General features: G+C 64.6%; 29 protein-coding genes. 21 read left to right on the top strand and 8 right to left on the bottom strand.

From position 1 onward, the window contains the following. Positions 1-8: 8 nt before the first annotated feature. Positions 9-1,838, bottom strand: coding sequence for an AMP-dependent synthetase/ligase (locus tag MTR66_RS11660; RefSeq protein ID WP_243921161.1), 1,830 nt, complete (start codon positions 1,836-1,838; stop codon positions 9-11). 130 nt (positions 1,839-1,968) lie between these two features. Further along, the gene (locus MTR66_RS11655; protein ID WP_243921159.1) at positions 1,969-3,039 is read right to left on the bottom strand and encodes a quinone-dependent dihydroorotate dehydrogenase; all 1,071 of its coding nucleotides are present in this window, start codon (positions 3,037-3,039) and stop codon (positions 1,969-1,971) included. Between the two features lie 388 nt (positions 3,040-3,427). Between MTR66_RS11655 and MTR66_RS11650 the strand changes: the two genes are divergently transcribed. From MTR66_RS11650 to MTR66_RS11605, 10 genes are read left to right on the top strand one after another with little or no spacing between them, the layout of a single operon-like run. Then, positions 3,428-3,838 (top strand): SUF system Fe-S cluster assembly regulator, encoded by a 411-nt coding sequence (locus MTR66_RS11650; RefSeq protein ID WP_243921157.1) that lies wholly within the window; start codon positions 3,428-3,430, stop codon positions 3,836-3,838. Beyond that, positions 3,839-5,335 (top strand): Fe-S cluster assembly protein SufB, encoded by a 1,497-nt coding sequence (sufB, locus tag MTR66_RS11645; protein ID WP_243921155.1) that lies wholly within the window; start codon positions 3,839-3,841, stop codon positions 5,333-5,335. It begins immediately after the preceding gene. Positions 5,336-5,337: 2 nt separating this feature from the next. Further along, complete coding sequence (locus MTR66_RS11640; protein WP_268740466.1) at positions 5,338-5,835, top strand: endonuclease domain-containing protein; 498 nt, start codon at positions 5,338-5,340, stop codon at positions 5,833-5,835. Next, a complete protein-coding gene (locus MTR66_RS11635; RefSeq protein ID WP_243921151.1) occupies positions 5,832-6,326 on the top strand; it encodes an endonuclease domain-containing protein in 495 nt (164 codons plus the stop codon). The genes MTR66_RS11640 and MTR66_RS11635 overlap by 4 nt, the downstream gene beginning before the upstream one ends. A 2-nt stretch (positions 6,327-6,328) precedes the next feature. Next, the gene (gene sufC / locus MTR66_RS11630) at positions 6,329-7,069 is read left to right on the top strand and encodes a Fe-S cluster assembly ATPase SufC (protein WP_243921402.1); all 741 of its coding nucleotides are present in this window, start codon (positions 6,329-6,331) and stop codon (positions 7,067-7,069) included. A 40-nt stretch (positions 7,070-7,109) separates the two neighbouring features. Further along, positions 7,110-7,859 carry a SufD family Fe-S cluster assembly protein gene (locus tag MTR66_RS11625; RefSeq protein ID WP_243921149.1) on the top strand — a complete coding sequence of 250 codons (750 nt, stop codon included), beginning with the start codon at positions 7,110-7,112 and terminating at the stop codon, positions 7,857-7,859. Continuing rightward, on the top strand, positions 7,856-9,070 hold the full coding sequence (locus tag MTR66_RS11620; protein WP_243921147.1) for an aminotransferase class V-fold PLP-dependent enzyme: 1,215 nt from the start codon (positions 7,856-7,858) through the stop codon (positions 9,068-9,070). Before MTR66_RS11625 ends, MTR66_RS11620 begins: the two co-directional genes overlap by 4 nt. Continuing rightward, on the top strand, positions 9,067-9,543 hold the full coding sequence (locus MTR66_RS11615; RefSeq protein ID WP_243921145.1) for an SUF system Fe-S cluster assembly protein: 477 nt from the start codon (positions 9,067-9,069) through the stop codon (positions 9,541-9,543). The genes MTR66_RS11620 and MTR66_RS11615 overlap by 4 nt, the downstream gene beginning before the upstream one ends. Continuing rightward, a complete protein-coding gene (locus MTR66_RS11610) occupies positions 9,540-10,049 on the top strand; it encodes a GNAT family N-acetyltransferase (RefSeq protein WP_243921143.1) in 510 nt (169 codons plus the stop codon). The genes MTR66_RS11615 and MTR66_RS11610 overlap by 4 nt, the downstream gene beginning before the upstream one ends. Then, positions 10,046-10,399 (top strand): HesB/IscA family protein, encoded by a 354-nt coding sequence (locus MTR66_RS11605; protein ID WP_243921141.1) that lies wholly within the window; start codon positions 10,046-10,048, stop codon positions 10,397-10,399. The genes MTR66_RS11610 and MTR66_RS11605 overlap by 4 nt, the downstream gene beginning before the upstream one ends. A gap of 6 nt (positions 10,400-10,405) precedes the next feature. On the opposite strand, the gene MTR66_RS11600 is transcribed toward MTR66_RS11605, so the two are convergent. From MTR66_RS11600 to MTR66_RS11590, 3 genes are all read right to left on the bottom strand, one after another. Beyond that, positions 10,406-10,801: a DUF3224 domain-containing protein gene (locus MTR66_RS11600; RefSeq protein WP_243921139.1), complete on the bottom strand. Its 396-nt coding sequence runs from the start codon at positions 10,799-10,801 to the stop codon at positions 10,406-10,408. Positions 10,802-10,979: 178 nt separating this feature from the next. After that, a complete protein-coding gene (locus MTR66_RS11595; RefSeq protein ID WP_243921136.1) occupies positions 10,980-11,399 on the bottom strand; it encodes a bactofilin family protein in 420 nt (139 codons plus the stop codon). 1 nt (position 11,400) lies between these two features. Continuing rightward, positions 11,401-12,495: a M23 family metallopeptidase gene (locus MTR66_RS11590; protein ID WP_407673048.1), complete on the bottom strand. Its 1,095-nt coding sequence runs from the start codon at positions 12,493-12,495 to the stop codon at positions 11,401-11,403. Positions 12,496-12,839: 344 nt separating this feature from the next. Here MTR66_RS11590 and MTR66_RS11585 point away from each other — a divergent pair, with 344 nt between their 5' ends. From MTR66_RS11585 to MTR66_RS11565, 5 genes are all read left to right on the top strand, one after another. Then, positions 12,840-14,141, top strand: coding sequence for a glutamate-5-semialdehyde dehydrogenase (locus MTR66_RS11585; protein ID WP_243921131.1), 1,302 nt, complete (start codon positions 12,840-12,842; stop codon positions 14,139-14,141). Positions 14,142-14,145: 4 nt separating this feature from the next. Further along, positions 14,146-14,823, top strand: coding sequence for a nicotinate-nucleotide adenylyltransferase (locus tag MTR66_RS11580; protein WP_243921129.1), 678 nt, complete (start codon positions 14,146-14,148; stop codon positions 14,821-14,823). 114 nt (positions 14,824-14,937) lie between these two features. Next, entirely contained in the window at positions 14,938-15,336 is a 399-nt protein-coding gene (rsfS, locus tag MTR66_RS11575) for a ribosome silencing factor (protein ID WP_243921126.1), read from the top strand. Positions 15,337-15,438: 102 nt separating this feature from the next. After that, positions 15,439-15,864, top strand: coding sequence for a 23S rRNA (pseudouridine(1915)-N(3))-methyltransferase RlmH (locus MTR66_RS11570; RefSeq protein WP_243921124.1), 426 nt, complete (start codon positions 15,439-15,441; stop codon positions 15,862-15,864). Between the two features lie 207 nt (positions 15,865-16,071). Then, positions 16,072-16,824: a hypothetical protein gene (locus tag MTR66_RS11565; RefSeq protein ID WP_243921122.1), complete on the top strand. Its 753-nt coding sequence runs from the start codon at positions 16,072-16,074 to the stop codon at positions 16,822-16,824. Positions 16,825-16,859: 35 nt separating this feature from the next. On the opposite strand, the gene MTR66_RS11560 is transcribed toward MTR66_RS11565, so the two are convergent. Then, the gene (locus tag MTR66_RS11560) at positions 16,860-17,258 is read right to left on the bottom strand and encodes a GFA family protein (RefSeq protein ID WP_243921120.1); all 399 of its coding nucleotides are present in this window, start codon (positions 17,256-17,258) and stop codon (positions 16,860-16,862) included. A gap of 217 nt (positions 17,259-17,475) precedes the next feature. Here MTR66_RS11560 and MTR66_RS11555 point away from each other — a divergent pair, with 217 nt between their 5' ends. The 5 genes from MTR66_RS11555 to MTR66_RS11535 all read left to right on the top strand — a co-directional run bounded on the left by MTR66_RS11555 (position 17,476) and on the right by MTR66_RS11535 (position 21,986). Continuing rightward, positions 17,476-18,711 carry a murein hydrolase activator EnvC family protein gene (locus MTR66_RS11555; protein ID WP_243921118.1) on the top strand — a complete coding sequence of 412 codons (1,236 nt, stop codon included), beginning with the start codon at positions 17,476-17,478 and terminating at the stop codon, positions 18,709-18,711. A gap of 151 nt (positions 18,712-18,862) precedes the next feature. Then, positions 18,863-20,227 (top strand): S41 family peptidase, encoded by a 1,365-nt coding sequence (locus MTR66_RS11550; protein WP_243921116.1) that lies wholly within the window; start codon positions 18,863-18,865, stop codon positions 20,225-20,227. A 25-nt stretch (positions 20,228-20,252) separates the two neighbouring features. Next, positions 20,253-20,741, top strand: a complete 489-nt coding sequence (locus MTR66_RS11545) for a disulfide bond formation protein B (RefSeq protein WP_243921114.1) — start codon at positions 20,253-20,255, stop codon at positions 20,739-20,741. Beyond that, a complete protein-coding gene (locus MTR66_RS11540) occupies positions 20,738-21,253 on the top strand; it encodes a demethoxyubiquinone hydroxylase family protein (RefSeq protein WP_243921112.1) in 516 nt (171 codons plus the stop codon). Before MTR66_RS11545 ends, MTR66_RS11540 begins: the two co-directional genes overlap by 4 nt. A 121-nt stretch (positions 21,254-21,374) precedes the next feature. Next, a complete protein-coding gene (locus MTR66_RS11535; RefSeq protein WP_243921110.1) occupies positions 21,375-21,986 on the top strand; it encodes a hypothetical protein in 612 nt (203 codons plus the stop codon). A 108-nt stretch (positions 21,987-22,094) separates the two neighbouring features. Here MTR66_RS11535 and fabI read toward each other — a convergent pair whose 3' ends face one another. Next, positions 22,095-22,898: an enoyl-ACP reductase FabI gene (fabI, locus tag MTR66_RS11530; protein ID WP_243921107.1), complete on the bottom strand. Its 804-nt coding sequence runs from the start codon at positions 22,896-22,898 to the stop codon at positions 22,095-22,097. Then, entirely contained in the window at positions 22,895-23,911 is a 1,017-nt protein-coding gene (locus tag MTR66_RS11525) for a YihY/virulence factor BrkB family protein (RefSeq protein ID WP_243921105.1), read from the bottom strand. Before MTR66_RS11525 ends, fabI begins: the two co-directional genes overlap by 4 nt. Before the next feature lie 164 nt (positions 23,912-24,075). Here MTR66_RS11525 and MTR66_RS11520 point away from each other — a divergent pair, with 164 nt between their 5' ends. After that, positions 24,076-24,666 (top strand): TetR/AcrR family transcriptional regulator, encoded by a 591-nt coding sequence (locus tag MTR66_RS11520; RefSeq protein ID WP_243921103.1) that lies wholly within the window; start codon positions 24,076-24,078, stop codon positions 24,664-24,666. The last annotated feature ends 2 nt before the right edge of the window (positions 24,667-24,668 follow it).

The raw sequence follows: 24,668 nt of genomic DNA, 5'->3' as shown, positions 1-24,668 counted from the left end.
GTACTTATCTAACTCTTGTAGAGCGCATCGATACGCGAGCCGTAGCGTTCCCTGAGCTTGTGGCGCCGGATTTTGAGGCTCGGCGTCATTTCCTCGTTCTCGATCGAGAACGGTTCGTCGGCAAAGGCGAACTGTCGGACTTTCTCGATAATCGAAAGCTCGGCGTTGACCCGGTCGATGGCGCTGCGGATAGAGCCGCGGAAAGCAGGAAGTGCCTGCAATGCCTTGAAATCGAATGTTTCTCCGTTCTCCTGCGCCCACTGCAGGGACCAGTCTGCATCGGGCACGATCAGGCCGACGACGTAAGGGCGGCGGTCGCCATGGACCATGGCCTGGGCGATCTCCGGCTGCAGCGTGAGCATCGATTCGACACGCTGCGGGGAGACATTGTCGCCCTTGTCGTTGACGATCATGTCCTTCTTGCGGTCGGTAATCTGGAGGCGGCCCTTGCTGTCGATATGGCCGATATCGCCGGTATGGAGCCAGGGGCCGGTGCCGGGGTGTTCGGGATCGAATTTCAGGACATTCGCGCTTGCCGCCTCGTTCTGCCAGTAACCGTGCATCACCAGTTCGCCGCGCACGAGAATCTCGCCGTCTTCGGCAATGCGCACATCGACTCCGCGCAGCGGCGGGCCGACCGTATCGAACTTGATGCCCGCCGAGGGGCGGTTGCAGCTGATGATCGGGCCCGATTCGGTCTGGCCGTAACCTTGCAGCACCGTGAGGCCCATGGCGCTGAAGAAGGAGCCGATTTCCGGATTGAGCGGTGCGCCGCCCGAAACCATCGCCTTGATTCGTCCGCCGAACTTGGCGCGCACCTTGGGCCGCAAGGTATGTTCGAGCAGCAGGCCCAGCGGGTAGTCGGTCAGGCGGCGGTGGCCGCTTTCCTTGCGCAGCGCGCTGGACACCGCCCAGTCCATCAGGTGCCGGGGGATCATGCCCCGCTTGTCGATCTGCTTCATGATCCGCGTGCGCAGCACTTCGAACAGGCGCGGCACGACGACCATGATCGAGGGGCGCACTTCCTCGATATTGGAGGCCAGCTTGTCCAGCCCTTCGGCGTAGTAGATCTGCGCGCCCAGGCCGATCGGGAAATACTGGCCGCCGGTATGCTCATAGGCATGGCTCAGCGGCAGGAACGAGAGGAAGGTCTCGTTCCTGTCACAGCCGAAATCGCGGGAAATGAGCTCGACCGCGCCCATCACATTCATCAGCAGCATGCCGTGATGCTGGCGCACGCCGCGCGGGGCGCCGCCAGTGCCGCTGGTGTAGATGATGCAGGCGAGGTCGTCGCGCCCGATGTCCACCAGCCGGGCTTCGGTTTCCGCACGGGCGAGGACGGGATCGCCTTCGAGCAGGCCATTCCAGTCATGGACGCCGAACGCGCCGCCCTGCAGGGGCTTGAGTGGCTCCATGGTGATGACATGGCGGCACATGTCCGTCTGCACGATCGCCGGGAGCAGGGCCTTGCCCAGCTTGGCGGAAGACACGATGGCCGCGCGTGCGCCGGAGTTTTCCAGAATGTGGATGTGATCGCGGGGGGTGTTCGTGGTGTAGGCAGGCACGGTCACGCAGCCCGCTGCCATGATCGCCAGATCCGCCAGACACCATTCGGGCCGGTTTTCCGAAACGATCAGCACCCGGTCGCCCGCCTGCAGCCCCAGACGGCGCAGCGAGGCGGCCATCAGGCAGACGCGGCGGGCGGCTTCGGCCCAGTTCAGCGAAACCCACTGCCCGTCGCGCTTGGCCCAGAGCATGGGCGATTCGCCATGCGCATCGGCGCGTTGCAGAAACAGCGAGACAAGATTCCTGCACTTGTCGAAATCTGCGAGGTCCATGGTGCCCCAGCCTTCCCCCGTTTGTGTCCTATACCGGCCCCGCCCCTGAGGCCTTCGTGTTACAGCCAAACGTCTAGGCGCGCCGGAAGGTTGCGGCAACCGTGCTTCATGCGGGCGTCTGGAGAGTGGGCTATTCGGTGCCCACGGCCTCTGCGATGGAAGCGAAACCGTCGCGTTCCATCAATCCGGCCAGCCCCTTGCAGATCCTGCGGGCAATGCCGGGCCCTTCGTAGACCATGGCGCTGTAGAGCTGGACGAGGCTGGCCCCGGCGCGGATGCGGGCCCAGGCGTCTTGTGCCGTGGCGATTCCGCCGACCCCGACGAGCGGGATCGCACCGCCGGTGGCTTTGCGGAAATCGCGCAGGCGCTGCTGCGCCAGATCGCGCAAGGGGGCGCCGGAAAGGCCGCCGGTCTCACCGGCATGGGCGGAGGCGAGCGGGGGGCGCGAAATCGTGGTGTTGGATACGATCAGGGCGCCGAGCTGCTTTTCGATGGCGATTCGCGCGATGGCATCGATATCGGCCGGTTCCAGATCCGGCGCGACCTTGAGGAAGACCGGCGGCCGCTTGTCCGGACCGCAAGCCGAGTCGCGCGCTTCGATCACGGCGTCGAGCAGCCCGGTCAGCGCCGATTCGTCCTGCAGGGCGCGCAGCCCCGGCGTATTGGGGCTGGAGATGTTGACGGCCAGATAGCCTGCGAGCGGGGCCATGATGCGGGCCATGGCGGCATAATCCGCCACCCGGTCCGGCGAATCCTTGTTGGCGCCGATGTTGATGCCGACCACGTCTGTCTGGAGCTTCGCCTTGGAGCCCGGCTCCCCGGCAAGGGCCGCGAGTCGCGTGGCTGCCGCTTCGGCGCCGCCGTTGTTGAATCCCATGCGGTTGATCACCGCGCGGTCCTCCACCAGCCGGAACAGGCGCGGTTTTGGGTTTCCTGCCTGGGGAAGCGGGGTGATCGATCCCACTTCGGCGAATCCGAAACCCAGGGCAAGCAGCGCGCCGGGCACTTCGCCGTCCTTGTCGAAGCCTGCGGCCATGCCCACCGGGTTGGGAAAATCGATTCCCGCGACTCGCGTGGCAAGCGCCGCAGGGCATGCGGGCGGACGGCCAGGTGCGGTCAGTTTGAGCGAAGCGATGGCAAGGCCATGGGCCTTTTCGGCATCGATTCGGAACAGGACGGGGCGGATGAGCGAATAGAACACGAGGCGAGCGCATAAACCGGGAATGGCTGTGGCTCAATTGCTTCTATCCATAACAACTTCGCTGCGCGGAGGGACCAAAATCGGTTGCATACCGGTCCGCCAGGTGCCGCATGTCGCAATTGTACAATAAATCGCCCGGGGTGGCGCATACACGAAACCCGCGACCCGAAGGGCTCGTAGCGGGATGCGCACGAGTTCTTACTTACCTTGATGGCGGTTTCCGGCTTGTCCGGAAACCGCCTTTTTTCTGGTCCGGGGTGCCATTTTCCGGCGGGTTTTGGTGCACTGCAAAAACACCCATTGAAACGGGCCCGGTGGTGCGGTAAATAAATCGGAAGGAATTGATCCGATTTAGCGGCCGCAGCGGCCAGACCCGGAAAGTGATCTTATGCGCCTGTCCAGTATGGCAGACTATGCTGTCGTGATCATGTCAGCCGCTGCGCGGCATTGTGGTGGCGCGCGCGTGTCTGCCGGGCAGCTGGCGGAAGAAACCGGGCTGCCGGCGCCGACCGTGCAGAAGCTGGTGAGCAAGCTCACGGCGGCGGGCCTGATGCGCTCTTCGCGCGGTGTGGGCGGCGGGCTCAAGCTGGCCCGGCCCCCGGCGGCGATCACGCTGGCCGATATTGTCGAGGCTGTCGAAGGGCCGATTGCGCTCACCGGCTGTCTCACCCCGGACCGCAAGGGCGAATGCGCGCGGGAAGACGCCTGCAGCGTGCGTGGCCACTGGCCGGAAGTGAATGCCGCCGTGCGCGGTGCATTGGCACAAGTGCCGCTGACTCAGCTTGCCGAGGAAGTGTGAATGACGGAAGAAGCCATCCCCACCGTACCCCAGGAGCGTGATGCCGCGGCTCGCGAAGCCGCCGAGCGTGTGGCCGATTACGAACACGGCTGGTCCTCCGATATCGAGCAGGAATTCGGCCCCAAGGGGCTGTCGGAAGACACGGTTCGTTTTATCTCCGCCAAGAAGAACGAGCCGGAGTGGATGCTCGAATGGAGGCTCAAGGCCTATCGCCGCTGGCTGGAAATGACCCCGCCGGACTGGGCCAAGCTCAGCATTCCGCCGATCGACTATCAGGAGTCCTATTACTGGGCCGCGCCCAAGGCCAAGGACGGGCCCAAGAGCCTCGACGAAGTCGATCCCGAGATCCTGCGCGTCTACGAAAAACTGGGCATTCCGCTGGAGGAGCAGAAAGTGCTCGCCGGGGTGGAAGGCGCGCGCAAGATTGCGGTCGATGCGGTGTTCGATTCGGTTTCGGTCGCCACCACGTTCCGCGCCGAGCTGGAGCAGGCGGGCGTGATCTTCCGCTCGATCTCCGAGGCGATTCGCGAATATCCCGAGCTGGTGAAGAAGTGGCTGGGCAAAGTCGTGCCGCAGCATGACAACTACTTCGCGGCGCTCAACTGCGCGGTCTTTTCGGACGGTACTTTCGTCTATGTGCCTGAGGGCGTGCGCTGCCCGATGGAGCTTAGCACCTATTTCCGCATCAATGCCGAGAATACCGGCCAGTTCGAACGCACGCTGATCGTGGCCGACAAGGGGGCCTATGTCTCCTACCTCGAAGGCTGCACCGCGCCGCAGCGCGACGAGAACCAGCTCCACGCCGCCGTGGTCGAGCTGGTCGCGCTGGAGGATGCTGAGATCAAATATTCCACGGTGCAGAACTGGTATCCCGGCAACGAGGAAGGCAAGGGCGGCATCTACAACTTCGTGACCAAGCGCGGGCTGTGCCAGGGCGCGCGCTCGAAGATTTCGTGGACGCAAGTGGAAACCGGCTCGGCCATCACCTGGAAGTACCCCTCGTGCGTCCTCAATGGCGAGGATTCGGTGGGCGAGTTCTACTCGGTCGCCGTCACCAACAATTACCAGCAGGCCGATACCGGCACGAAGATGATCCACAACGGCAAGGGCAGCCGCTCGACGATCATCTCCAAGGGCATTTCGGCAGGCAAGTCGAACAACACCTATCGCGGGCTCGTGCGCGTGGGCGGCAATGCGGAGAACGTGCGCAATTTCACCCAGTGCGATTCGCTGCTGCTGGGCAAGGAATGCGGTGCGCATACGGTGCCCTATATCGAAGTGAAGAACCCCACCGCGCAGATCGAGCATGAGGCGACCACCAGCAAGATCAGCGACGATCAGCTCTTCTACGCCTTGCAGCGCGGGCTCGATACCGAGCAGGCCGTGGCGCTGATCGTCAATGGCTTCGCCAAAGAGGTGCTGCAGCAGCTGCCGATGGAATTCGCCGTCGAAGCGCAGAAGCTGCTGGGCATCAGTCTTGAAGGGAGCGTGGGGTGAGCCTGAGCCCTCAACAAACCTCGGCGCGTACCAATTCCCCTCCCCTTCAGGGGAGGGGCAAGGGGTGGGGGCTATCGGCCGCACGCAATGCGCAGATTGCAAGCCACGCTCACGAAATGCGCCGTAACCCTACCGAGCCCGAAAAGCGGCTGTGGAGGGCGCTCTCCCGCTCGCAGCTTGGCGGTTTCAAGTTTCGCAGGCAGGCGCAGGTGGGGCCGTTCATTGCCGATTTCCTGTGCCCGCAAAAAGCGCTGATCGTCGAAGTGGACGGCGAGACGCACGATGTCGATTCCGACCGGAGGCGTGACGCGGCACTGCACGGGATGGGGTTCGCGGTTGTGCACGTCACCAGCCCGGACGTGATGCACAATATTGAGGGCGTTCAGGCTGCCATCCTTGGCGCCTTGCACGCCCGGCCAGACCGGTGGGAGAGCCCCCACCCCAACCCCTCCCCTGAAGGGGAGGGGCTTTGTGAAGACGTAGAAGGAAATTTTGAATGACCGCCGCTCGTAAAACCCTTGGCATCAGCCGCGCCGCCGCGCCCAAGGCCGATGCCCGTGCAGGGTTCAATGTGACCGGCGCCCGCCTTGAAACGCTCAAGGAACGTGCGCGCGAGCAGCGCCGCCATCCCACCGAAGCGCAGAAGGCGCTCTGGGCCGAGCTGTCCGGCTCGCGGCTGGGCGGGGTGAGGTTCATGCGCCAGTCGGTGGTCGGCTCGGTGATTGCCGACTTCGCCTGCCCCTCGCGCTGGATCGTGGTTTCGCTTTCGCCCGAAGGTGCCAATCCGGAAGTCGATGCGCTGCAGGACAAGAAACTCACCGACGTCGGCATTCGCGTGCTGCGTTTCGGCGAGGCCGATGTGCTGGCCGATACCGATGCCGTGGTGAAAGCGATCAACGCCGAAGTGAATCAGCCGTTCGACAAGCGCGCCGCCCGCCGTGGACCGGCCGCGAATGCTCCCGTCCCCACGTTTGAGGATGCCGAAGTATGACTCTGCTCAAGATCGATAACCTCCAGGCCTCCGTTGGCGAAAAGCCCATTCTCAAGGGCCTCTCGCTAACGATCAATCCGGGCGAGATCCATGCGATCATGGGCCCCAACGGCGCGGGCAAGTCCACCACCGGCTATGTGCTGGGCGGACGGCCCGGCTACACCGTGACCGGCGGCTCCGTCGAGTTCATGGGGCAGGATCTGATGGAACTCGAACCGCACGAGCGCGCCGCGCTCGGCCTGTTCCTCGGCTTCCAGTACCCGGTCGAGATTCCCGGCGTGTCCTTCGTCCAGTTCCTGCGCGAGGCGGCCAATGCCCAGCGCAAGGGGCGCGGCGAGGAGCCCTATTCGGGCGGCGAATTCCTCAAGCTCGCCAAGGAGAAGGCGGGGCTGCTCAAGATGGACATGGACATGCTCAAGCGGCCGGTGAACGTCGGTTTCTCGGGCGGTGAGAAGAAGCGCGCCGAGATGGTGCAGATGGGCATCCTCGATCCCAAGCTGGCGATCCTCGACGAGACCGACTCCGGCCTGGACATCGATGCGCTGCGCATCTGCGGCGAGGGCATCAATTCGATCATGCGCGCGCCGGACAAGGCGGTGCTGCTGATCACCCACTACCAGCGGCTGCTCGATTACGTGAAGCCGGATTTCGTCCACGTCCTCGCGGGTGGGCGCATCGTCAAGTCGGGCGGCCCCGAACTGGCGCTGGAACTGGAAGAGCAGGGCTACGAGGCAGTGGCCTGATGGGCGCTGCCTCCCTTTCGCACGGCAGGGAGGACCGGATATGAACGTCGAACTCACGCTCCCCACCCGCAAGGACGAGGATTTCCGGTACGCGGATATCGAGGCGCTCGGCACCGTCTGGCCCGTGCTGCGCGAGGAAATCGTCATCGCCGCCGGGCGGGAAGAATCGAGCCAGGTGATCGAGCTGGGCGAGGGCGCCGTCGTGCGCCATCTCGATATCCGGCTGGAGAAAGGCGCGAAGTTCGATCTGCGCGTGCTGACCGCCGGGCCCGGCTATGGCCGCATCGCCGTCGATGTGACGCTGGCCGAAGGTGCCGATTTCACGCTGGGGGCGGCGCAGCTCGCGACGGGCAAGGAGATGCTGGAACTCGTCACCAAGGTCCGCCATGCGGGCGAGAACGCCACGTCCAGCCAGATCGTGCGCACCGTGCTCGCGGGCTATTCCACCGGGACTTATCTTGGCTGCATCGCCGTCGATCGCGGCGCGGACGGGACCGATGCCGAACAGTCGGTGCGGGCCATGCTGCTCGACCGAACGGCGACGGCCAATGCGCGGCCCGAACTCGAAATCTACGCCGATGACGTCAAGGCGGCGCACGGCTGCGCGGTGGGCGAGCTGGACGACGAAGGGCTGTTCTACCTGATGTCGCGCGGGCTGCCGCCTGCCCAGGCCAAGAAGCTGATGCTGCAGGCCTTCATTGCCGAGGCTTTTGCCGGGGCGCCGGAGGAAGAGGCTCTCGATACCGCCGCGCTGGAGCGGCTGGCCAAGCTGGTGGAGGCCGGGCTGTGACGACTGCGACGCTGACGCTGAAGGACGAATTCCCCGGCCTCTCGGACGGCTGGCATTACCTCGATACCGCCGCCACCGCGCAGAAGCCGCAGGCTGTGATCGATGCCACCGTGAATGCGCTGGGCCGCGACTATGCGACTGTGCATCGCGGTGTCTATGCCCGCTCGGCCGAAATGACGCTGGCGTTCGAGAGCGCCCGCCGCCGCAGTGCCGCATTCGTGGGCGGGGCGGAAGAGGAGATCGTCTTCACCCGCGGCGCGACCGAGGCGATCAATCTCGTGGCGCAGACCTGGGGCGTGGCGAACCTCAAGGCGGGGGACCGCATTCTGGTTTCCATGCTGGAGCATCACTCCAACATCGTGCCCTGGCAGCTCCTGCGCGAGCGGACGGGCGTGGAGATCGATGTTTGCCCGCTGACGGCGGAAGGCGCGATCGATCTCGATGCCGCCGAAGCCATGCTCACGCCCGCGCACAAGCTGGTGGCCTTCGCGCATGTCTCGAACGTGCTGGGTGGCGTGCTCGATGTGCGCCGCGCGGCGGATCTGGCGCATGGTGTGGGCGCGCTGCTGCTGATCGACGGATGCCAGGCCGCGCCGCGCATCGCGCTCGACATGGCCGCGCTCGATTGCGATTTCTACGTGTTCTCGGCGCACAAGCTCTATGGCCCCACCGGGATTGGTGCGCTCTGGGCGCGCAAGGCGCTCCTCGATGCCATGCCGCCCTGGCAGGGCGGCGGCGCGATGATCGACCGGGTGACGTTCGAGAAAACGACTTTCGCCCCCGCGCCGCAGCGCTTCGAGGCGGGCACGCCGATGATCGTCGAGGCGCTGGGCATGGCTGCCGCGATGGACTGGCTGGCCGGCGTCGGGCTCGACCGGGCCGAACGGCACGAACGCGAACTGGCGGCCAAGCTGCGTGATGTACTGCGCAAGCGCAACGATGTGACGGTGTTCGGCCCTGAAGATTCGGTGGGAATCGTCAGTTTCGCGATCGACGGGGTTCACCCGCACGACCTCGGCACCATATTGGACGAGGAAGGTCCGGATGGGCAAAGGGTCGCGATCCGGGCGGGCCACCATTGCGCGCAGCCGCTGATGGACCACCTTGGCGTTCCCGCCACCGCCCGGGCCAGCTTTGGCCTTTACAGTGATGAAAGCGATATTGAGGCCCTCCTGAAAGGGATCGAGCGCACCAGGAGAATCTTCGGATGAACGACGAACCGCGCAAATTCGAGATCGAGGAAGTCGAATCGGCTGACCCGCCGCAGCGCGCGCGCGTGGAAGACGCGGAAACCCCGGCCGAAAAGCTGGAGCGCAAGCGTGACTATCTTGATGGTTTCCTCGCCGAAAAGCCGCAAGGGACCGATCCCGGCGCGCCGGGCGGAGCGATCTACGAAGGCGTGATCAGCGCGCTGAAGGAGATTTTCGACCCGGAAATCCCGGTGAATATCTACGATCTCGGCCTGATCTACGGCGTCGATGTCTCGCCGGAAGCTTCGGTGACGGTGACGATGACGCTGACGACACCGCATTGCCCGGTGGCCGAATCGATGCCGGGCGAAGTGGAACTGCGCATCGCCGCCGTGCCGGGCGTGCGGGACAGCGAGGTGAGCCTTGTCTGGGATCCGCCGTGGGACATGGCCAAGATGTCCGACGAGGCGAAGCTGGAACTGGGCATGCTGTGAACGAAACCGCTGCCCTTGATACCCTGGCCGTGACAGTGCGGCAGGCCGACTATGGCTATGCGCCCGATGCCGAAGCCGTTGTGGCGATGCTCGATGTCTATGCGCGCGACCCGATGGGCGGCGGCGCGCCGCTCGATCCCGCGGCGCGCGAACGGCTGATCAGTGCGCTTGATGCGTTCCCCGGCGCCTTTTCGTTGCTCGCCTTCGATGGCGATGAAGCGGTAGGGCTGGCCAATTGCTTTACCGGGTTTTCCACGTTCGCTGCGCGTCCGCTGATCAATATCCACGATCTGGCGGTGAAGCCGGACCTGCGTGGCAAGGGCGTGGGCCGCGCGCTGATGCAGGCCGTGGAAGAAGAGGCGCGTGCGCGCGGCGCCTGCAAGATCACGCTGGAAGTGCTAAGCGGTAATGCGCGCGCCAAGGGGCTCTACGCCGCGCTTGGCTACGGAAACTACGCGCTCGATCCCGAAGCCGGGACCGCGCAGTTCTGGGAAAAGAAATTATGACCACTGCAACCCGCGAACGCCCCGCAGCCGTCGTGCTGACTCCCGCCGCCGAAGCGCGCATTGCCAAGCTGATGAGCATGGCCCCGCAAGAGGCCATCGGCGTCAAGCTCTCGACTCCGCAGCGCGGCTGCTCGGGTTTGGCCTATTCGGTCGATTACGTGACTGAGGAAGCCAAGTTCGACGAGAAGATCGAAACCCCCGGCGGCACGTTCTACATCGATGGCGCGTCGGTGCTCTATCTGATCGGCAGCACCATGGACTGGCAGGAAGACGATTTCACCGCCGGTTTCGTGTTTGACAATCCCAATGCCAAGGGCGCCTGCGGTTGCGGCGAAAGCTTCACGGTCTGAGGGGGCCTACGGTTTGACCGGCGGGAGCGCATAGCGAAAGCTGTACGAGTGCTTTCCCTCTGCGACCGTGATTGTCATTGATCCGGTAATGCCAGTCAGGCTGCCGGTCCCCGAATCCGGCACTACCGTTACCGATTGCGTCTGCACGCCATTGTCCATCGTGCCGCTGTGCTGGAGGGCAAAAGTGCCCGTCCTGCCATCGAGCGTGCCCGAAACGCGCTCCATCGCGACGTAGCCGGCTGAGTCCTCGACGCCGGTGCGCACGGCGAGCATCTGCCCCGTGCTGGTGCCGGTCAGACCGCCATGGAACGTCTTGGCAATGGCCATGCTGCCGACAGTGGATTCGGAGGCTTCCATCGGCGTAAGCCGGATGTCGAATTCACCTGTTGCCGTGCGTTCCAAGCTGCGTTCTCCCGCGAATGAAGGGCTGACGGAACCCGCCTGTACGGCCAGGGCCACGATTGCGGCACGTGTCAGACACAGAGGGGCCTTCCGGATCATGCGGAAATAGTGCCGGGTCTTCCGGCGAAGCGCAACGGGGCCGAGGCGGCAGGCAGGCGAATTCGCAGCCTGCCGGATTTTACTCCGAAGCGAGCACCAGTTCGGCTTCGCTGCTGGCCTTGGGAAGCTGGGCCATGGCGGGCGGGGTCTGGCCGCCGTTGGGGCTGAGGTGCCCTTCGAGGCGCGCGCCTTGCTCGATGGTGAGCGTGTCGTAAGCGACATCGCCCTCGATCCGCGCGGTTCTGAGGATAACCACTTCGCGCGCGGCGATCGTTCCGCGCACCAGTCCGGCCACGCGCACGGTTTCCGCGCGGATGCCGCCGGTGATCTGGCTTTCCTCACCCTGCACCAGGGCGTTGCAGGCGATGTCGCCATCGATGCGGCCATCGATATGCAGATCGGCCGTCGCCTCGATATTGCCGGTGATGACCGTATCGGCCCCCAGCATCGAGAACGTGGAAGTGCCTGCGGGGCGGGGAGCGGCGGGAGTCCGGGCCATATCAGGAGTCTTTTTGCTGAACATTTCGGTTGGCTTCAAGGAAGGGACGCGGGTTGACCGGGCGGCCGTGAATGCGGACCTCGAAATGGAGGTGCGGGCCGGTGGAGCGCCCGGTGCTGCCCATCGCGCCGATCACCGTCCCGGCATCGACGTGTTCGCCAACGTGGGTCTTCTTGAAGCCGGAAAGGTGGGCGTAGCGGGTCATCAGCCCGTTGCCATGGTTGATCTCGATGCAGTTGCCGTAGCCGTGACGGCGGCCGACGAAGCTGACGGTGCCTTTGGCGGCGGCGTAGATCGCCGAGCCGCGCGGGCCGGGAAAGTCGAGCCCGGCATGGAACGCGGCGCCGCCGGTGAACGGATCGCGGCGATAGCCGTAGCTTGAAGAAACGTAGGCGACATGCGCCGGGCTGACCTGCGGGATAGAGGCCAGGCCGTTTTCCAGCGCATCCATGCGGGCCAGGCTCATGCCCATGCGCTGGAAGCGCGGATCGAGACTGCCGTCGGCCGAGGTGGCAAGGCGCATCAGCGGGCCACCCTCGGCGCCGTTCGAACCGGCGATGATGGCATTGGGATTGAGGCCCAGCTTGCGGATCGCGGCGCTGGCGCTGGCCGAGCGGCGGTCCGCATAGCGGGTCAGGCGTTCGACGAAGGCGAGCTGTTCAGCTTCGATCTGGGCGAGGCCACGCGCTTCGGGCAGGACTTCGCTGACCTTGCGCACCGTCTTGGCCGCTTCGCCGGAACTGTCGGAAACGGTTTCACCGGCCTTCTTGTCGTCGGGGAGGCCGCCGATATGGGCCTCTACCATCTGTTCGATGAATTTCTGGCGGCGGGCGAGATCGGCGGTCGTTTCGCTGATGTTGTCGCGATAGGCCTGAACGCGGCTTTCGGACTTGGCGACGGCGGCTTCGCGGTTCAGCAGCACGGCCTGTTCATGGCTGGCGTAGACTTTGGCGACAGCGGCGGCGCCCATCGTTCCGAGCCAGACCGTCAGGAGCGCGGTGGCGGCTCCCGCCGCGGCCATCTGCACGCGAGACGAGATTTGGATAAAACGAACCTGTCCCTGCGACCGCATGATGAACTCGCGATCGGGAAACATAGCCCGCAAGCGTGAAAGCCACGCCCCGGAGAATGTCAGCTTCAAAACGACCCCGCTTGATTTTTCGATCTCATTCCCGGGCCGGTGAGCTAGCAGGGAAGGGGGGGTAAGGCGAATCAGCTTATCGTGAACCCTTGCTGAATCGGGGTGAACCGACCCTGTAGTGCGATGAGCTGAAGGAACTTCTTGACCCGGCCGAGGTGCGTGACGGGTCTATGTCAAATGAAAACTACTGTAGAATGGAGTATGTTGCAATTATCACCGCTGGTGTTGCCTGGCAGGCACAGGCGGCGGAAACCGCAGGAAACGGTGACAATCGCGCGCTTCGGTGGTAGTCGGGCGCCATGACTGTACAGACTGCCCCTGTTGCTGACCGGCCTGCCGGTGCAGCCGGCGAATCGCCTGAAGATCTGGTCGCGCGTCTTGCCCGTGATGGCCGCGCCGCACAGCGCGTTCTGGCGCGGCTCACTGACGCACAGAAGGCGGAAGCCCTGCGCGCCGTGGCTGGCGTGCTTCGGGCGGCTGAACCAGCCATTCTGGAGGCCAATGCGCGCGATGTGGCGGCGGGTGAGGCCAAGGGGCTGACCGGCGCCATGCTTGACCGGCTGCGGCTCGATCCCGCGCGGCTGGCCGGCATGGCCGGTGCCGTGGAGCAGGTCGCGAGCCTGCCCGATCCGGTGGGCGAGGTGATTGCCGAGAGCGAGCGGCCCAACGGGCTGAAGCTCAGCCGCGTGCGCATTCCCATCGGCCTGATCGGCATCATCTACGAAAGCCGCCCCAATGTGACGGCCGATGCGGCGGCGCTGTGCCTGCGTTCGGGCAATGCCGTGCTGCTGCGCGGCGGCAGCGAGGCGCTGCATTCGAACCGGGCGATCGCGGCTGCCTTTGCTGAGGGGCTGGAAAGCGCGGGGCTTCCCGCCGCCGCGATCCAGCTCATGCCGACGCAGGACCGCGCCGCTGTCGGTGCCATGCTGACGGCGGTGGGCCTGATCGACATGATCGTGCCGCGCGGGGGCAAGAGCCTCGTCGCGCGGGTGCAGGCCGATGCCCGGGTGCCTGTGCTCGCCCACCTCGACGGCATCTGTCACACTTACATCCATGCCGCCGCCGATCCCGAGATGGCGCGCGGCGTCGCGCTCAATGCCAAGATGCGCCGCACCGGCATTTGCGGGGCGATGGAGACGCTGCTGATCGACACGCAGTTCCCCGAAAGCGCCTCGGTGGTGGCGGGCCTGCTCGATGCCGGGTGCGAACTGCGCGGCGATTCCCGCGCGCGCTCGCTCGATCCGCGCATCCTGCCCGCCAGCGATGCGGACTGGGACACCGAATATCTCGATTCGGTGCTCTCGGTCGCGGTGGTGGACGGGCTCGATGCGGCGCTGGAACACATCGCCGCCCATTCCTCGCACCACACCGATGCCATCGTCACCGGAGATCCGGCGGCGGCCGAGCGCTTCCTCAATGAAGTCGACAGCGCCATTGTCATGGTCAATGCCTCCAGCCAGTTCGCCGATGGCGGCGAATTCGGCCTTGGCGCGGAGATCGGCATTGCCACCGGGCGCCTCCATGCGCGCGGCCCGGTCGCGCTCGAAGGGCTGACGACGTACAAGTGGCTGGTGCGCGGCAGCGGTCAGACGCGCCCGTAACGCCATGGCTTCACGGCGGCGCTGCGGCCCGGTGACCGGGCTCCTCGGCGGCAGTTTCAACCCGGCCCACGGCGGGCACCGGCGCATTTCGTTGTTCGCGATCGATGCGCTGGCGCTCGACGAGGTGTGGTGGCTGGTCTCGCCCGGCAATCCGCTCAAGCCCGCCGCCGGGATGGCGCCGCTCGCCGCGCGGGTGAATTCGGCCCGCCGGCAGGCCCGCCGTGCGCGCATTCGCGTCACCGCGATCGAGCGCGAACTGGGCACCCGCTATACCGTCGATACCTTGCGCAGGCTGCTGCGGCGCTATCCGAAACGGCGCTTCGTGTGGCTGATGGGGGCGGACAATCTGGCGCAATTCCACAAGTGGAAAGACTGGCGCGCCATGGCGAAACTCATGCCGATTGCAGTGATTGCCCGTCCGGGGTATGATGGCGCTGCCCTCGCGAGCCCCGCGATGGCCTGGTTGAGGCGATTCCGGAGGCCTCCTGCCAGTCTTCGCAGCCCGGAAAGGTGGAGCGCACCTGCGCTAGTGACATTGCGATTCGACCCCGATACGCGGTCGGCCACGGCGATACGCCAGGCCGATCCGGACTGGGCCCGGACAAGCGGAACGCGGGCTTTGCGTTCCATGCCCTGCCGGGACGCTGTCACGCACCGCCCCATCCCGGGAACCGCAGCGTGAACGGCCCTGAGGCCTTTTTCCTGCCCATCCGGCTTACCCCAAACATGATCGAAAACGGCGCGGTGGTTTCCACTGGCCCGGCGCGATCCCTGAAAGGAGCAGTTACCCACTAAGATGCCACAGGCACAGATACAGCCGGCCGCGGCCGGCACCACGCCCCCGGCGATAGTCGAAAGCGACGACCCGCTTCTCGCCCTTATCCTGCAGTCGCTTGACGACGATCAGGCGCAGGATCTCGTGACTATCGACCTCGAAGGCAAATCCAGCATTGCGGATTACATGGTGATCGCGTCGGGCCGTTCGACCCGGCAAGTGGCCGCCATGGCGCAGAAACTCGGCGAGCGGCTCAAACAGGGCGGCTTCGGCGGTCCCCGGATCGAGGGTCTGCCCGCGGCCGACTGGGTGCTGGTCGATGCCGGCGGCGTGATTGTCCATCTCTTCCGCCCGGAAGTGCGCAGCTTCTACAACCTGGAGAGGATGTGGGGCTTCGACGGACCCTCCGGCGCGGCCTGAGCGGCCAGCCCGGTTGACAGAACAGCCCGGCCCGGAAGCGGCCGGGCAGAGCGAGAGGACTTTTCGCGCAAGAAGCGCCGTGGCGTTCTGCGTGCTCCCGACATGCTGCTTCATATCATCGCCCGCGGAAAGATCGCCCGCTCGCCCGAGGCCGAACTGCTGGACCGCTATGCCAAGCGGATCACCTGGCCGTTCAAGCACAGCGAACTGCCCGACACCGGCGGCAAAGTGCCACCACCCGTGCAGACCCCGGTGCGCGAAGTGCTGCTGGACGAGCGCGGCAAGGCTATGACCTCGGAGGAATTCGCCGCCCTGCTCGGCCGCTGGCGAGACGAGGGCGTGCGCGAATGCCGCTTCCTGATCGGCGCCGCCGATGGCCACGGCGACAAAGCCCGCGCCCAGACTGATCACCTGCTCTGCTTCGGCAAGATGACCTGGCCGCACTTACTGGCGCGCGCGATGCTGGCCGAGCAATTGTGGCGGGCAACGGCGATTCTGGCGGGGCATCCCTATCACCGGTCGGGGTGAACGGCTTTGCTAACTTGAATGGCTGAAATGTGAGGTGAGCGGACATTTCAGCAACGGCTTGTTTGAGGGCGATCGTCTAGCTAGTGGTGCGATATCATCGGGGCCAAATCGCGATGTCTATCAATCCATTGATGGAGCAATGCCTCCCTCTCGACATATTCTAATGGGTCGATACAACTTCCTCCTGACAAACACGCGGGCGGAGTGATGAAACATAAGGTAGTCGCGTTCCTCGACATCCTCGGTTGGAAAGAACTGGTTGCTTTGGCAGAGAGGGATGCAGCTGCGGCTCAGCTTGTCCAAATTGCGCTTCAAATTATGCGCGAGACGCCCTGCTATAATCCACACCACGGCGTGTATTTCTCGACCTTCTCGGATTCCCTACTTATTTCGGCTGACCCAACACCGGGTGGGTTAAGTGCTGTGCTTCAAATATCCGAATTGGTCAGTATGAACCTGATCTCACAGTGCGAACGGCTGGTTCGTGGTGGAATTGTCCTTGGGCCACTTACCCATAACGAAAAAGGTGAGTGGGGTTCGGCATTGGCAAGTGCTCACCAACTTTGCGAACTGAAAGGTGCTCCGGGGCGTGTCGCATGTTCAGACGAGGTCGCTCAGCTGATTGAAGAAGTCTACCAAGATAGCAGCAAGCAATTGCTTCGCAGTCATCGTGTCCGCGGTAAAACTGAGCATTACATCAACACGCTATGGCATTTCGAATATCCCGATCCTCGTAATCCGCGTCCTGGCCAACTGGTTTTGGAAGGTGAAGCTGGACGCATTGTAGCTCTAATTGAACGCAGTCTTGCATCCCACAACCCCGCGAAAGTACAGCGTAAATGGCTTTGGTTTCGAGCAGCTTGGAACCGCAGCGTCCGACGTAATGGCGTCCTTGCGAAAGTCGTAAGACGAGGTTCGGTTGCATCAGAGGCTGGTGGCCCAGGAAGATCTGCAAAGTAGGCGCGTCTGGAGCGGAATTCGCCGAAATTCACCGTCTACCCGCGCCCTTTCGGGAAATGCTGGATGTCATCGGGCAGCTTCACCCATCTGTGCATCGATTGCTCCCAGACGGAGCGGGCCGGTGCCGGGAACTCCGGATCGGCAATCGCGCCGACGGCAACGCCGATCATGGTCGGGTGCTTGCTGGCCCTTGCGTAAACGGTTGAGCCGCACGAAGGGCAGAAGAACGTCTCGAAGCGATTGCCCTCGTCCGTCGGCCGTTCGAATCGCGTGGCCTCGCCATGGATGGCAAGCTGATCGGCGGGGTAGTAGGCGAGGACGCCGAAAGGCGATCCGCTGCGCCGCTGACAGGCGTTGCAATGGCAAGCCACCACGGTTGAGGCGGCGCCGGGAAGCGCGACGGTCAACTGGCCGCACTGGCATTGCGCTTTCATTTCGCCTCCTCATTTTAGTCCAAGATACAGTAGCTTATTCGAGCGCTTTCGCAAAGTCGGCATGCCCGGAACCGACACGTCCGGCTCGCCCGGATGAAGCAGGCCTCTATCCGGACGTGCCGGAACACGCGACTGTCACCGATCTGTTCCTGCCGCTCGCGTAGTGGCTGGAAATAGCCCCTTTGCGCACAACGCGCGCTGGCCTAGTTAGCGGCCTGTGAAGCCTGCCAGCCGCCTTTTCCTGACGATCGCCGCCTGTGCCGGAGCCGTGCTGGCCGTGCAGGCGGTATCGCAGCAGGGGGCGCTGGCGGTGCTCGATCCCGCTGCCGATGCCACCAAGGCGCAGGCAGACATGCTCACGGCGCGCCGCGAGGGCGAGGCGGCGCGCAAGCGGGCGGAGAAGCTGGAAGCGCGCGCGCGCGATGTCACAGCCAAGGCGGAAAAGACCGCGCGTGAGGCGGCGGCGGTGGCCGCGCGCATTCAGGAAACCGAGGCTGCGCTGGCCGCGCAGCAGGCGAAGATCACGCTGATCGCCTCGCAGCGGGCGGAACTGCGGGCGGAGCTGGCGGCGAAGCAGGTGCCGCTCGCCCGGCTTACCGGCTCGCTGCAGCGGCTTTCGCGGCGCCCGCCGCTGCTGGCGCTGCTGCGTCCCGGTTCGGTGCGCGATGTGGTTTATATGCGTGCACTGCTCGATACCGTGCTGCCTGAAGTACAGGCGCGCACGGCGGACCTGCGCGCCGAGATCGAGCGCGGGCAGGCACTGGAGCGCAGTGCGCAGGCGGCTGCGGCGGATCTGGGCAAGACCGAGGCCCAGATGCGCGCGCGCCGCAAGAAGCTCGCCGGGATCGAGGCGCGGCAGCGCCTGGCCAGCCGGAAAGTCTCCGGCATTGCCGCACGTGAAAGCGAGCGGGCGCTGGCACTGGCAGAAAAGGCCCGTGACCTTGGCGAACTGGTCGAGGAAATGGGCAAGCAGGGCGAATTGCGCGACGAACTGGCCGCGCTGCCCGGCCCGGTGATGCGCCCGCCGCGCCCTGAGGATGCGACAGTCGTGGCGGCCTCGCAATTCACGCCGCCGCCGGAAGGGCTGCCGGGCTATATGCTTCCCGTCACCGGGCGGCTGGTGACAGGCTTCGGCGAGGATGCGCCGGGGCAGGCGCGGTCCGGCGGGCTGGTGCTGGCCGCGCGGGCCAATGCGCAGGCTGTGGCGCCCGCTCCGGGCCGGGTGGCCTTTGCCGGGCCCTATCGCGGCTATGACCGCATCGTCATCATCGAGCACGAGGGCGGCTGGACCTCGCTCGTTACCGGGCTGGCGCGGCTCAATGTGACGGTGGGCGACACGGTCGTGGCCGGATCGCCGATCGGCGTTACCGGCCCCGGCAGCCCCGAAGTGATGGTGGAACTGCGGCGCAACGGGGAGCCCGTTAATCCCCTGCAATATATCCGTTCGCTATGATGCGGCGACTGATTCCGCCCGGGCTCTTTGCGCGGCGCCGCTGGCGTTTGCAGCAAAGGGCGAGTAGGATCGCACCCGAAAACCCCTCCGGCTCCCCATGCGCTCCTACGCGTTCGGCGCCGGACGTGAAGAACGAGAGGCCTGTCGCCCGATGAAATTCGCACCCCTGATGCGCGCCGCGCTGCTGGTGTCAGCCGTTGCCGTGCTGCCTGCCGCGACCTCCGGGCTCGCCGCGGTTGATGGCCGCGCCAATCACGAGTTCGACAAGCTCTTCACCATCTATCAGCTGATCAAGCAGAACTACGTCGATCCGGTGGATGACGACAAGCTGCTGAAAGGCGCGATCGACGGGATGCTGGAAAGCCTCGATCCGCATTCGAACTATCTCGACGGCCCCTCGCTGCAGCGGCTGGAGACGATGATCGACGGCAAATATACCGGCCTTGGCCTCTCGGTGGTGGAGGATGACGGCGCGGTGAAGATCGTCTCGCCGTTCAAGGGCAGCCCGGCAGACAAGGCCGGGCTCAAGGCGGGCGACTACATCACGCACCTCGACGGCGTGCTCTATTACGACCGCGATCTGGACGAGGCCGTGGAGCAGATGCGCGGGCCTGCGGGCACGTCGATCAAGCTGACGATCTACCGTCCCGGCCGCGACGAGCCTTTCGACGTGACGGTGACGCGCGGCGTGATCGAGCTGAAGCCTGTGACCTGGGAGCTGAAGGACGATGTCGGCGTGATCAGCGTCAACGAGTTCTCCCGCGATGTTGGCAATTATGTGCATGGGGCGATTACCGACCTCAAGAAGCAGGCGGCCCTCAAGGGTTCGGGCAAGCTGACCGGGCTGGTGCTCGATCTGCGTTCGAATCCGGGCGGTTCGCTCGATGAGGCGGTGGCGCTGTCCGATCTGTTCCTCGACCATGGCGATATCGTCTCGCAGCGCGGGCGGCTGGCCAGCGAGAATCAGTTCTACCGGGCCGAAACCGTGTTCAAGGGCGATGCCGCACGCGGCTTGCCGGTAGTCGTGCTGGTCGATGCCGGGTCCGCTTCGGCGTCCGAGATCGTCGCGGGCGCGCTGCAGGATCAGCACCGCGCGGTGATCATGGGCCAGCGCACCTTCGGCAAGGGCTCGGTCCAGTCGTTCATCCAGCTCGACAAGGACAGCGCAGTGAAGCTGACGACGGCGCGTTATTACACGCCTTCGGGCCATTCGGTGCAGGAAGGCGGGATCGTGCCCGATATCAAGGTGCCGCAGCTTTCCGATCCCGATGCCCGCGCGAGGGCAGAACGGGCGGTGCGCGAATCCGATCTGCGCGGCCACTTGATCAACGATGCCGCGCTCAAGGACAAGGATCTGGAAACCGATACCAAGCAGGATCCGCGCTTCCAGATCTCCGCAGAGGAGCTGAAGAAGGAAGGGATCACCGATTTCCAGCTGCACTATGCGATCTCCACGCTGGAGCGCACGGGCGGCAAGCCTGCGCTGGCCGCCGCGGCGGCCAAGGACGCGAACTGACGGACGCGGACGGGGATAAGAGATCATGACCATTCCTGTCGCCGGATCGCTGCGCCCGGCTCGCTGGTTTGTCCTGCTGATCCCGGCCGCGGCGCTGGGCGGGGCCTATCTGGCGCAATACGGCTTTGGCCTGGCGCCTTGCGAGATGTGCTGGTGGCAGCGCTATCCGCACATGTTCGCGCTGGTTTTCGCGGCGCTCGCCTTCTTCTGGCGCCCGGTGCGCCCGCTGGTTGCGGTGGCGGCGCTGGGAATCGTAACGTCGGGCCTGATCGGCGGTTTCCATGCCGGGATCGAATATGGCTGGTGGAAAGGCGTGACCGCCTGCACCGCCAGCCCTTTCGCGGCGGGCGCCGATCCGCTTGATGCGATCATGAACGCGCCGGTGATTCGGTGCGATCAGGCGCCCTGGAGCCTGTTTGGCATCTCGCTGGCGGGCTGGAACTTCCTGTTCTCAACAGCTGGCGGACTGGCGGCCTTCGTGCTGCTGGCCCGTGGCGGAAAGGCGAAAGCATGACTTCTTCCCGCAGCGCGCGGATGTTGCGCGTCGATCAGGCCGGGGAATACGGCGCCACCCGGATCTATGCCGGGCAGATGGCGGTGATGGGCAACCGCGCCCCGCATTCCACCGAAGTGGCGGGCATGGCCGCGCAGGAAGAGGATCACCGCGCCCGCTTCGATGCGATGATTGCCGAGCGCGGCGTGCGGCCGACGGCGTTGCAGCCGGTCTGGTCCGTGGCGGGTTTCGCGCTGGGCGCGGCGACGGCGCTGATGGGGCCGAAGGCCGCGATGGCGTGCACTGCCGCGATCGAGACCGAGATCGACCGCCACTATACCGAGCAGCTCGACGAACTGGATGGTGACGATCCCGAACTGGGCGAGGCGATCCGTGAATTCCGCGATGACGAGCGCGAGCACCGCGATGCCGCGCTGGCCGCGGGGGCGGAGCAGGCTCCGGCCTATCCGCTGCTGTTCAATGCCATCCGCCTGGGCTGCCGCGCCGCGATCAAGCTTTCGGAACGTATCTGATATTTCGCGGTTTGTTGGAGGCATTGTTGTTCTGGCGCAAGGCCCGCGCCTGTGCTTCAGCTACCGTTCAACGGCGCATGGTCCTATAGTGCGCCATAACCAGAATGATTGGAGCCCCTGGATGTCTCGTCTCCTGACCGCCGTTGCCGCCGCCGCTATCGGCCTGACCCTGGCTGGGGCGCCTGCCGCCGCGCAGGATGACGATAGTGTTTCCAGCCCGGATGGTGAGAAGATCAACCAGCTCATCGTCTATGGCGACGATCCCTGCCCGGCATCCTCGCAAGGGGAAATCACCGTCTGCGCGCGCAAGCCGGAGGCGGAGCGCTACCGCATTCCCAAGCCGCTGCGGGGCATCGATTCGCCCAAGTCGGAGGCCTGGTCCAACAAGGTGGAGGCTTACGAGACGGTCGGCGCGTTCGGCACGCTGAGCTGCTCGCCGGTGGGTGCGGGCGGATCGCTGGGCTGCACCCAGAAGCTGATCGATCAGGCTTATGCCGAAAAGAAGAACGGGTCGGACGTGAAGTTCAGCGAGCTGATCGCCGCCGAGCGCGCCAAGCGCCTTTCGACCATCGATACCAAGGCCGCCGTCGAGCAGAAGGAAGTCGAACGGGAAGAGAAGGCCTATTTCGACGCGCAGAAGAAGCAGGAAGCCGAACAGGCCGCCGCTGAGGATGAAAGCGGCAAGGCCACGGCGGATACGCCGGTGCAGGAGCCGGAAACCGCGCCTAAGTAAAGCTTTCGCAGGCACCAGTTTCCGGCGTCCGAGTATATCTGGCGGCTGCGCATATGAAAAAGGCCGGAAGTTTCCTTCCGGCCTTTTCCGTTTTCAGGCTCGGGCCTGTCAGCCCAGCGCGATATCCGGCGCGTCTTCCTGCTTCATGCCCACGGTGTGATAGCCGGCATCGACATGATGCGTCTCGCCCGTCACGCCCGAGGACAGATCCGAAAGGAAATAGAGCCCGGCCCCGCCGACATCGTCGATCGTGACATTGCGGCGCAGCGGTGAGTTCAGCTCGTTCCACTTGAGGATGTAGCGGAAATCGCCGATGCCGCTGGCGGCCAGCGTCTTGATCGGGCCGGCCGAGATGGCATTGACGCGCACCCCGTCCGGGCCGCAGTCATTGGCGAGGTACTTTACCGACGATTCCAGCGCCGCCTTGGCCACGCCCATCACGTTGTAGTGCGGCACCACCTTTTCCGCGCCGTAATACGTCAGCGTCAGGATCGAGCCGCCGCTGGACATCATCGGCATGGCCCGCTTGGTGACGGCGACCAGGCTGTAGGCCGAAATGTTCATCGTCATCAGGAAGTTGTCGAGCGTGGTGTCGTAGAACTTCCCGCGCAGCTGGCTCTTGTCCGAATAGCCGATGGCATGGACGATGAAGTCGATCGTCGGCCAGCGTTCGGCCAGTGTGGCGAAAGCGGTATCGAGCGCTTCCATCGAGGAAACGTCGCAATCGATCAGGAAATCGCTGCCCAGACTTTCGGCTAGCGGCCGCACGCGCTTTTCCAGAGCTTCGCCCTGGTAGGAAAAGGCCAGTTCGGCCCCTTGTTCCCGCAGCTTCTTGGCAATGCCCCAGGCCAGCGACTTGTCGTTGGCAAGGCCCATGATCAAGCCGCGTTTACCCTGCATCAAACCGGTCATTCGTGTTCTTCCCGTGTTTCGTTCTCACTCGGCCCCAAGGCCGTTGCGGACCGCCCGAACATGCCCCTTTCTTCAGGCGATTCCGCGAGTGCCGCATTGAGTTCGGCGCCCACAACCATCCCTAAGCCTACCAGCCAGAAAAAGAAAAGCGCGATCATCACTCCGGCGAGACTTCCGTAGGTCAGATCGTAGACGAAAAAATTACGCAGCACCTTGGGCAGCGCGAAAGCCACCAGCAGCCACCATGCCGTGACCAGCGCCGCACCCGGCCATTTCGGGTAGATCCGCTTCTGGTATTCCGAAGGTGTGAGCAGGTAGAACAGCATGTAGATCGATCCAAACAGGGCCCCGGCACTGATCAAGCTGGAAACGGTGATCTGCTCGGACAGCGTGTCGAGCTGTGGAAACAGAGTGAAGACGATCGTCTGCGTGGCCGATATCAGCACCTGCGAGGACAGTGAGATCAGCAGCATCATCACCGCGCCGAAGATAAGCCCGGTGGAAAACAGCCGGTAACGCCAGTAGCGCTGGCGCTTGCTGGTGCCGTAGGCGCGGTGGAGGATGTCGCGGATTGTCTCGATCAGGCTGGTCGCGGTCCACAGCCCGAACAACCCGCCGATCCACAGCAGCCAGCCGTGCCGCGCCGCCACCACGTCATGCGCGACGGGGCCCAGCACTTCGGCCACGCGCGGTGGCATCGCGCGCAGCACCGCGTCGATCGACGATCCCAGCCGCGCCTTCTCGCCGATTGCGGAAAAGATGGCGGCCACCGCGATGAAGAAGGGGAACAGCGCCAGCAGTGTCATGTAGGCCAGGTTGCCTGCGTGAATGAACCCGTCCTGCCACGCGCCGCCCGCCACCCGGGTGATCACGGTGAACACGCGCGATCCCGGCCCCGCGCGCCGCTTGATCCGCTGGCGCAGCCCTTCGTGCTGCAACAGCGCACTTCGCCGTCGTCCTTCGGGCGAAAGATCGGGCGGGCCGCAGGGGTCTATGGGCGGTTCGGCGTGCACTGGCCGGTCATAGGCAATGCATGTGTCAGGTTCAATTTGGAGTTCCGCATCTTACGGAGCGTTTACCGGGTCAGGCCCGCGCCTTGACACTATTAGGACATTTGACCTAGAGAAATTTAGGTCAAATGTCCTAATAGTACCGGCAGGGTGAAGGAGGCTGTGTCTTGAGTGCAAGTGCCACGCGCGGACAGATTGTTTCCGTCGCAGACCGCCTGTTCTACGAACAGGGCTACGAAGCCACCTCATTTGCCGACATCGCCGCCGAGGCCGGTCTGTCCCGCGGCAATTTCTACTATCATTTCAAGGCGAAGGATGCGATTCTCGAGGCCGTCATCGCCGCGCGCATGGCCGATACCCGCACCATGCTGGAGAGCTGGGAAGATGGCGCGAGCGATCCGCTCGAACGCATCCGCAGCTTTGCCCATATCGTGATCCGCAATCAGGCGAAGATCATGGCCCACGGCTGCCCCGTCGGCACGCTGTGCAACGAACTGGCCAAGCTGGAACATGGCGCAAAGGGCGATGCGGCCGGGGTGTTTGTCCTGTTCCGCGATTGGCTGGCCGAACAGTTTGCGGCGCTGGGACGGGAACGGGATGCCGAGGCGCTGGCCTTGCACGTGCTCATGCGCAGTCAGGGAATCGCCACGCTCGCCACGGCGCTGGGCGATGAAGACTTCGTCCGCCGCGAGGTGCGCGCCATCGATCAGTGGCTGGAGGACCAGCTTCCCGCCGTAACCCGTCCATTGCAGGAGTGATC

The organism is Novosphingobium beihaiense, from assembly GCF_022832375.1.
GTDB lineage: Bacteria > Pseudomonadota > Alphaproteobacteria > Sphingomonadales > Sphingomonadaceae > Novosphingobium > Novosphingobium beihaiensis.
Note: the sequence above shows the minus strand (reverse complement) of the source record. Positions and strands in the feature narration are given on the sequence as shown.

What these genes read in the sequence shown, in the direction of transcription:
- MTR66_RS11625 (WP_243921149.1), top strand. Translation starts at nt 7,110, where the DNA reads ATGAACGTCGAACTCACGCTCCCCACCCGCAAGGACGAGGATTTCCGG.
- MTR66_RS11615 (WP_243921145.1), top strand. Translation starts at nt 9,067, where the DNA reads ATGAACGACGAACCGCGCAAATTCGAGATCGAGGAAGTCGAATCGGCT.
- MTR66_RS11595 (WP_243921136.1), bottom strand. Translation starts at nt 11,399, where the DNA reads ATGGCCCGGACTCCCGCCGCTCCCCGCCCCGCAGGCACTTCCACGTTC.
- MTR66_RS11580 (WP_243921129.1), top strand. Translation starts at nt 14,146, where the DNA reads ATGGCTTCACGGCGGCGCTGCGGCCCGGTGACCGGGCTCCTCGGCGGC.
- MTR66_RS11545 (WP_243921114.1), top strand. Translation starts at nt 20,253, where the DNA reads ATGACCATTCCTGTCGCCGGATCGCTGCGCCCGGCTCGCTGGTTTGTC.
- MTR66_RS11535 (WP_243921110.1), top strand. Translation starts at nt 21,375, where the DNA reads ATGTCTCGTCTCCTGACCGCCGTTGCCGCCGCCGCTATCGGCCTGACC.
- MTR66_RS11560 (WP_243921120.1), bottom strand. Translation starts at nt 17,258, where the DNA reads ATGAAAGCGCAATGCCAGTGCGGCCAGTTGACCGTCGCGCTTCCCGGC.
- MTR66_RS11570 (WP_243921124.1), top strand. Translation starts at nt 15,439, where the DNA reads ATGCTGCTTCATATCATCGCCCGCGGAAAGATCGCCCGCTCGCCCGAG.
- sufB (WP_243921155.1), top strand. Translation starts at nt 3,839, where the DNA reads ATGACGGAAGAAGCCATCCCCACCGTACCCCAGGAGCGTGATGCCGCG.
- MTR66_RS11660 (WP_243921161.1), bottom strand. Translation starts at nt 1,838, where the DNA reads ATGGACCTCGCAGATTTCGACAAGTGCAGGAATCTTGTCTCGCTGTTT.
- MTR66_RS11565 (WP_243921122.1), top strand. Translation starts at nt 16,072, where the DNA reads ATGAAACATAAGGTAGTCGCGTTCCTCGACATCCTCGGTTGGAAAGAA.
- rsfS (WP_243921126.1), top strand. Translation starts at nt 14,938, where the DNA reads ATGCCACAGGCACAGATACAGCCGGCCGCGGCCGGCACCACGCCCCCG.
- MTR66_RS11540 (WP_243921112.1), top strand. Translation starts at nt 20,738, where the DNA reads ATGACTTCTTCCCGCAGCGCGCGGATGTTGCGCGTCGATCAGGCCGGG.
- MTR66_RS11585 (WP_243921131.1), top strand. Translation starts at nt 12,840, where the DNA reads ATGACTGTACAGACTGCCCCTGTTGCTGACCGGCCTGCCGGTGCAGCC.
- fabI (WP_243921107.1), bottom strand. Translation starts at nt 22,898, where the DNA reads ATGACCGGTTTGATGCAGGGTAAACGCGGCTTGATCATGGGCCTTGCC.
- MTR66_RS11605 (WP_243921141.1), top strand. Translation starts at nt 10,046, where the DNA reads ATGACCACTGCAACCCGCGAACGCCCCGCAGCCGTCGTGCTGACTCCC.
- MTR66_RS11650 (WP_243921157.1), top strand. Translation starts at nt 3,428, where the DNA reads ATGCGCCTGTCCAGTATGGCAGACTATGCTGTCGTGATCATGTCAGCC.
- MTR66_RS11635 (WP_243921151.1), top strand. Translation starts at nt 5,832, where the DNA reads ATGACCGCCGCTCGTAAAACCCTTGGCATCAGCCGCGCCGCCGCGCCC.
- MTR66_RS11590 (WP_407673048.1), bottom strand. Translation starts at nt 12,495, where the DNA reads ATGTTTCCCGATCGCGAGTTCATCATGCGGTCGCAGGGACAGGTTCGT.
- MTR66_RS11550 (WP_243921116.1), top strand. Translation starts at nt 18,863, where the DNA reads ATGAAATTCGCACCCCTGATGCGCGCCGCGCTGCTGGTGTCAGCCGTT.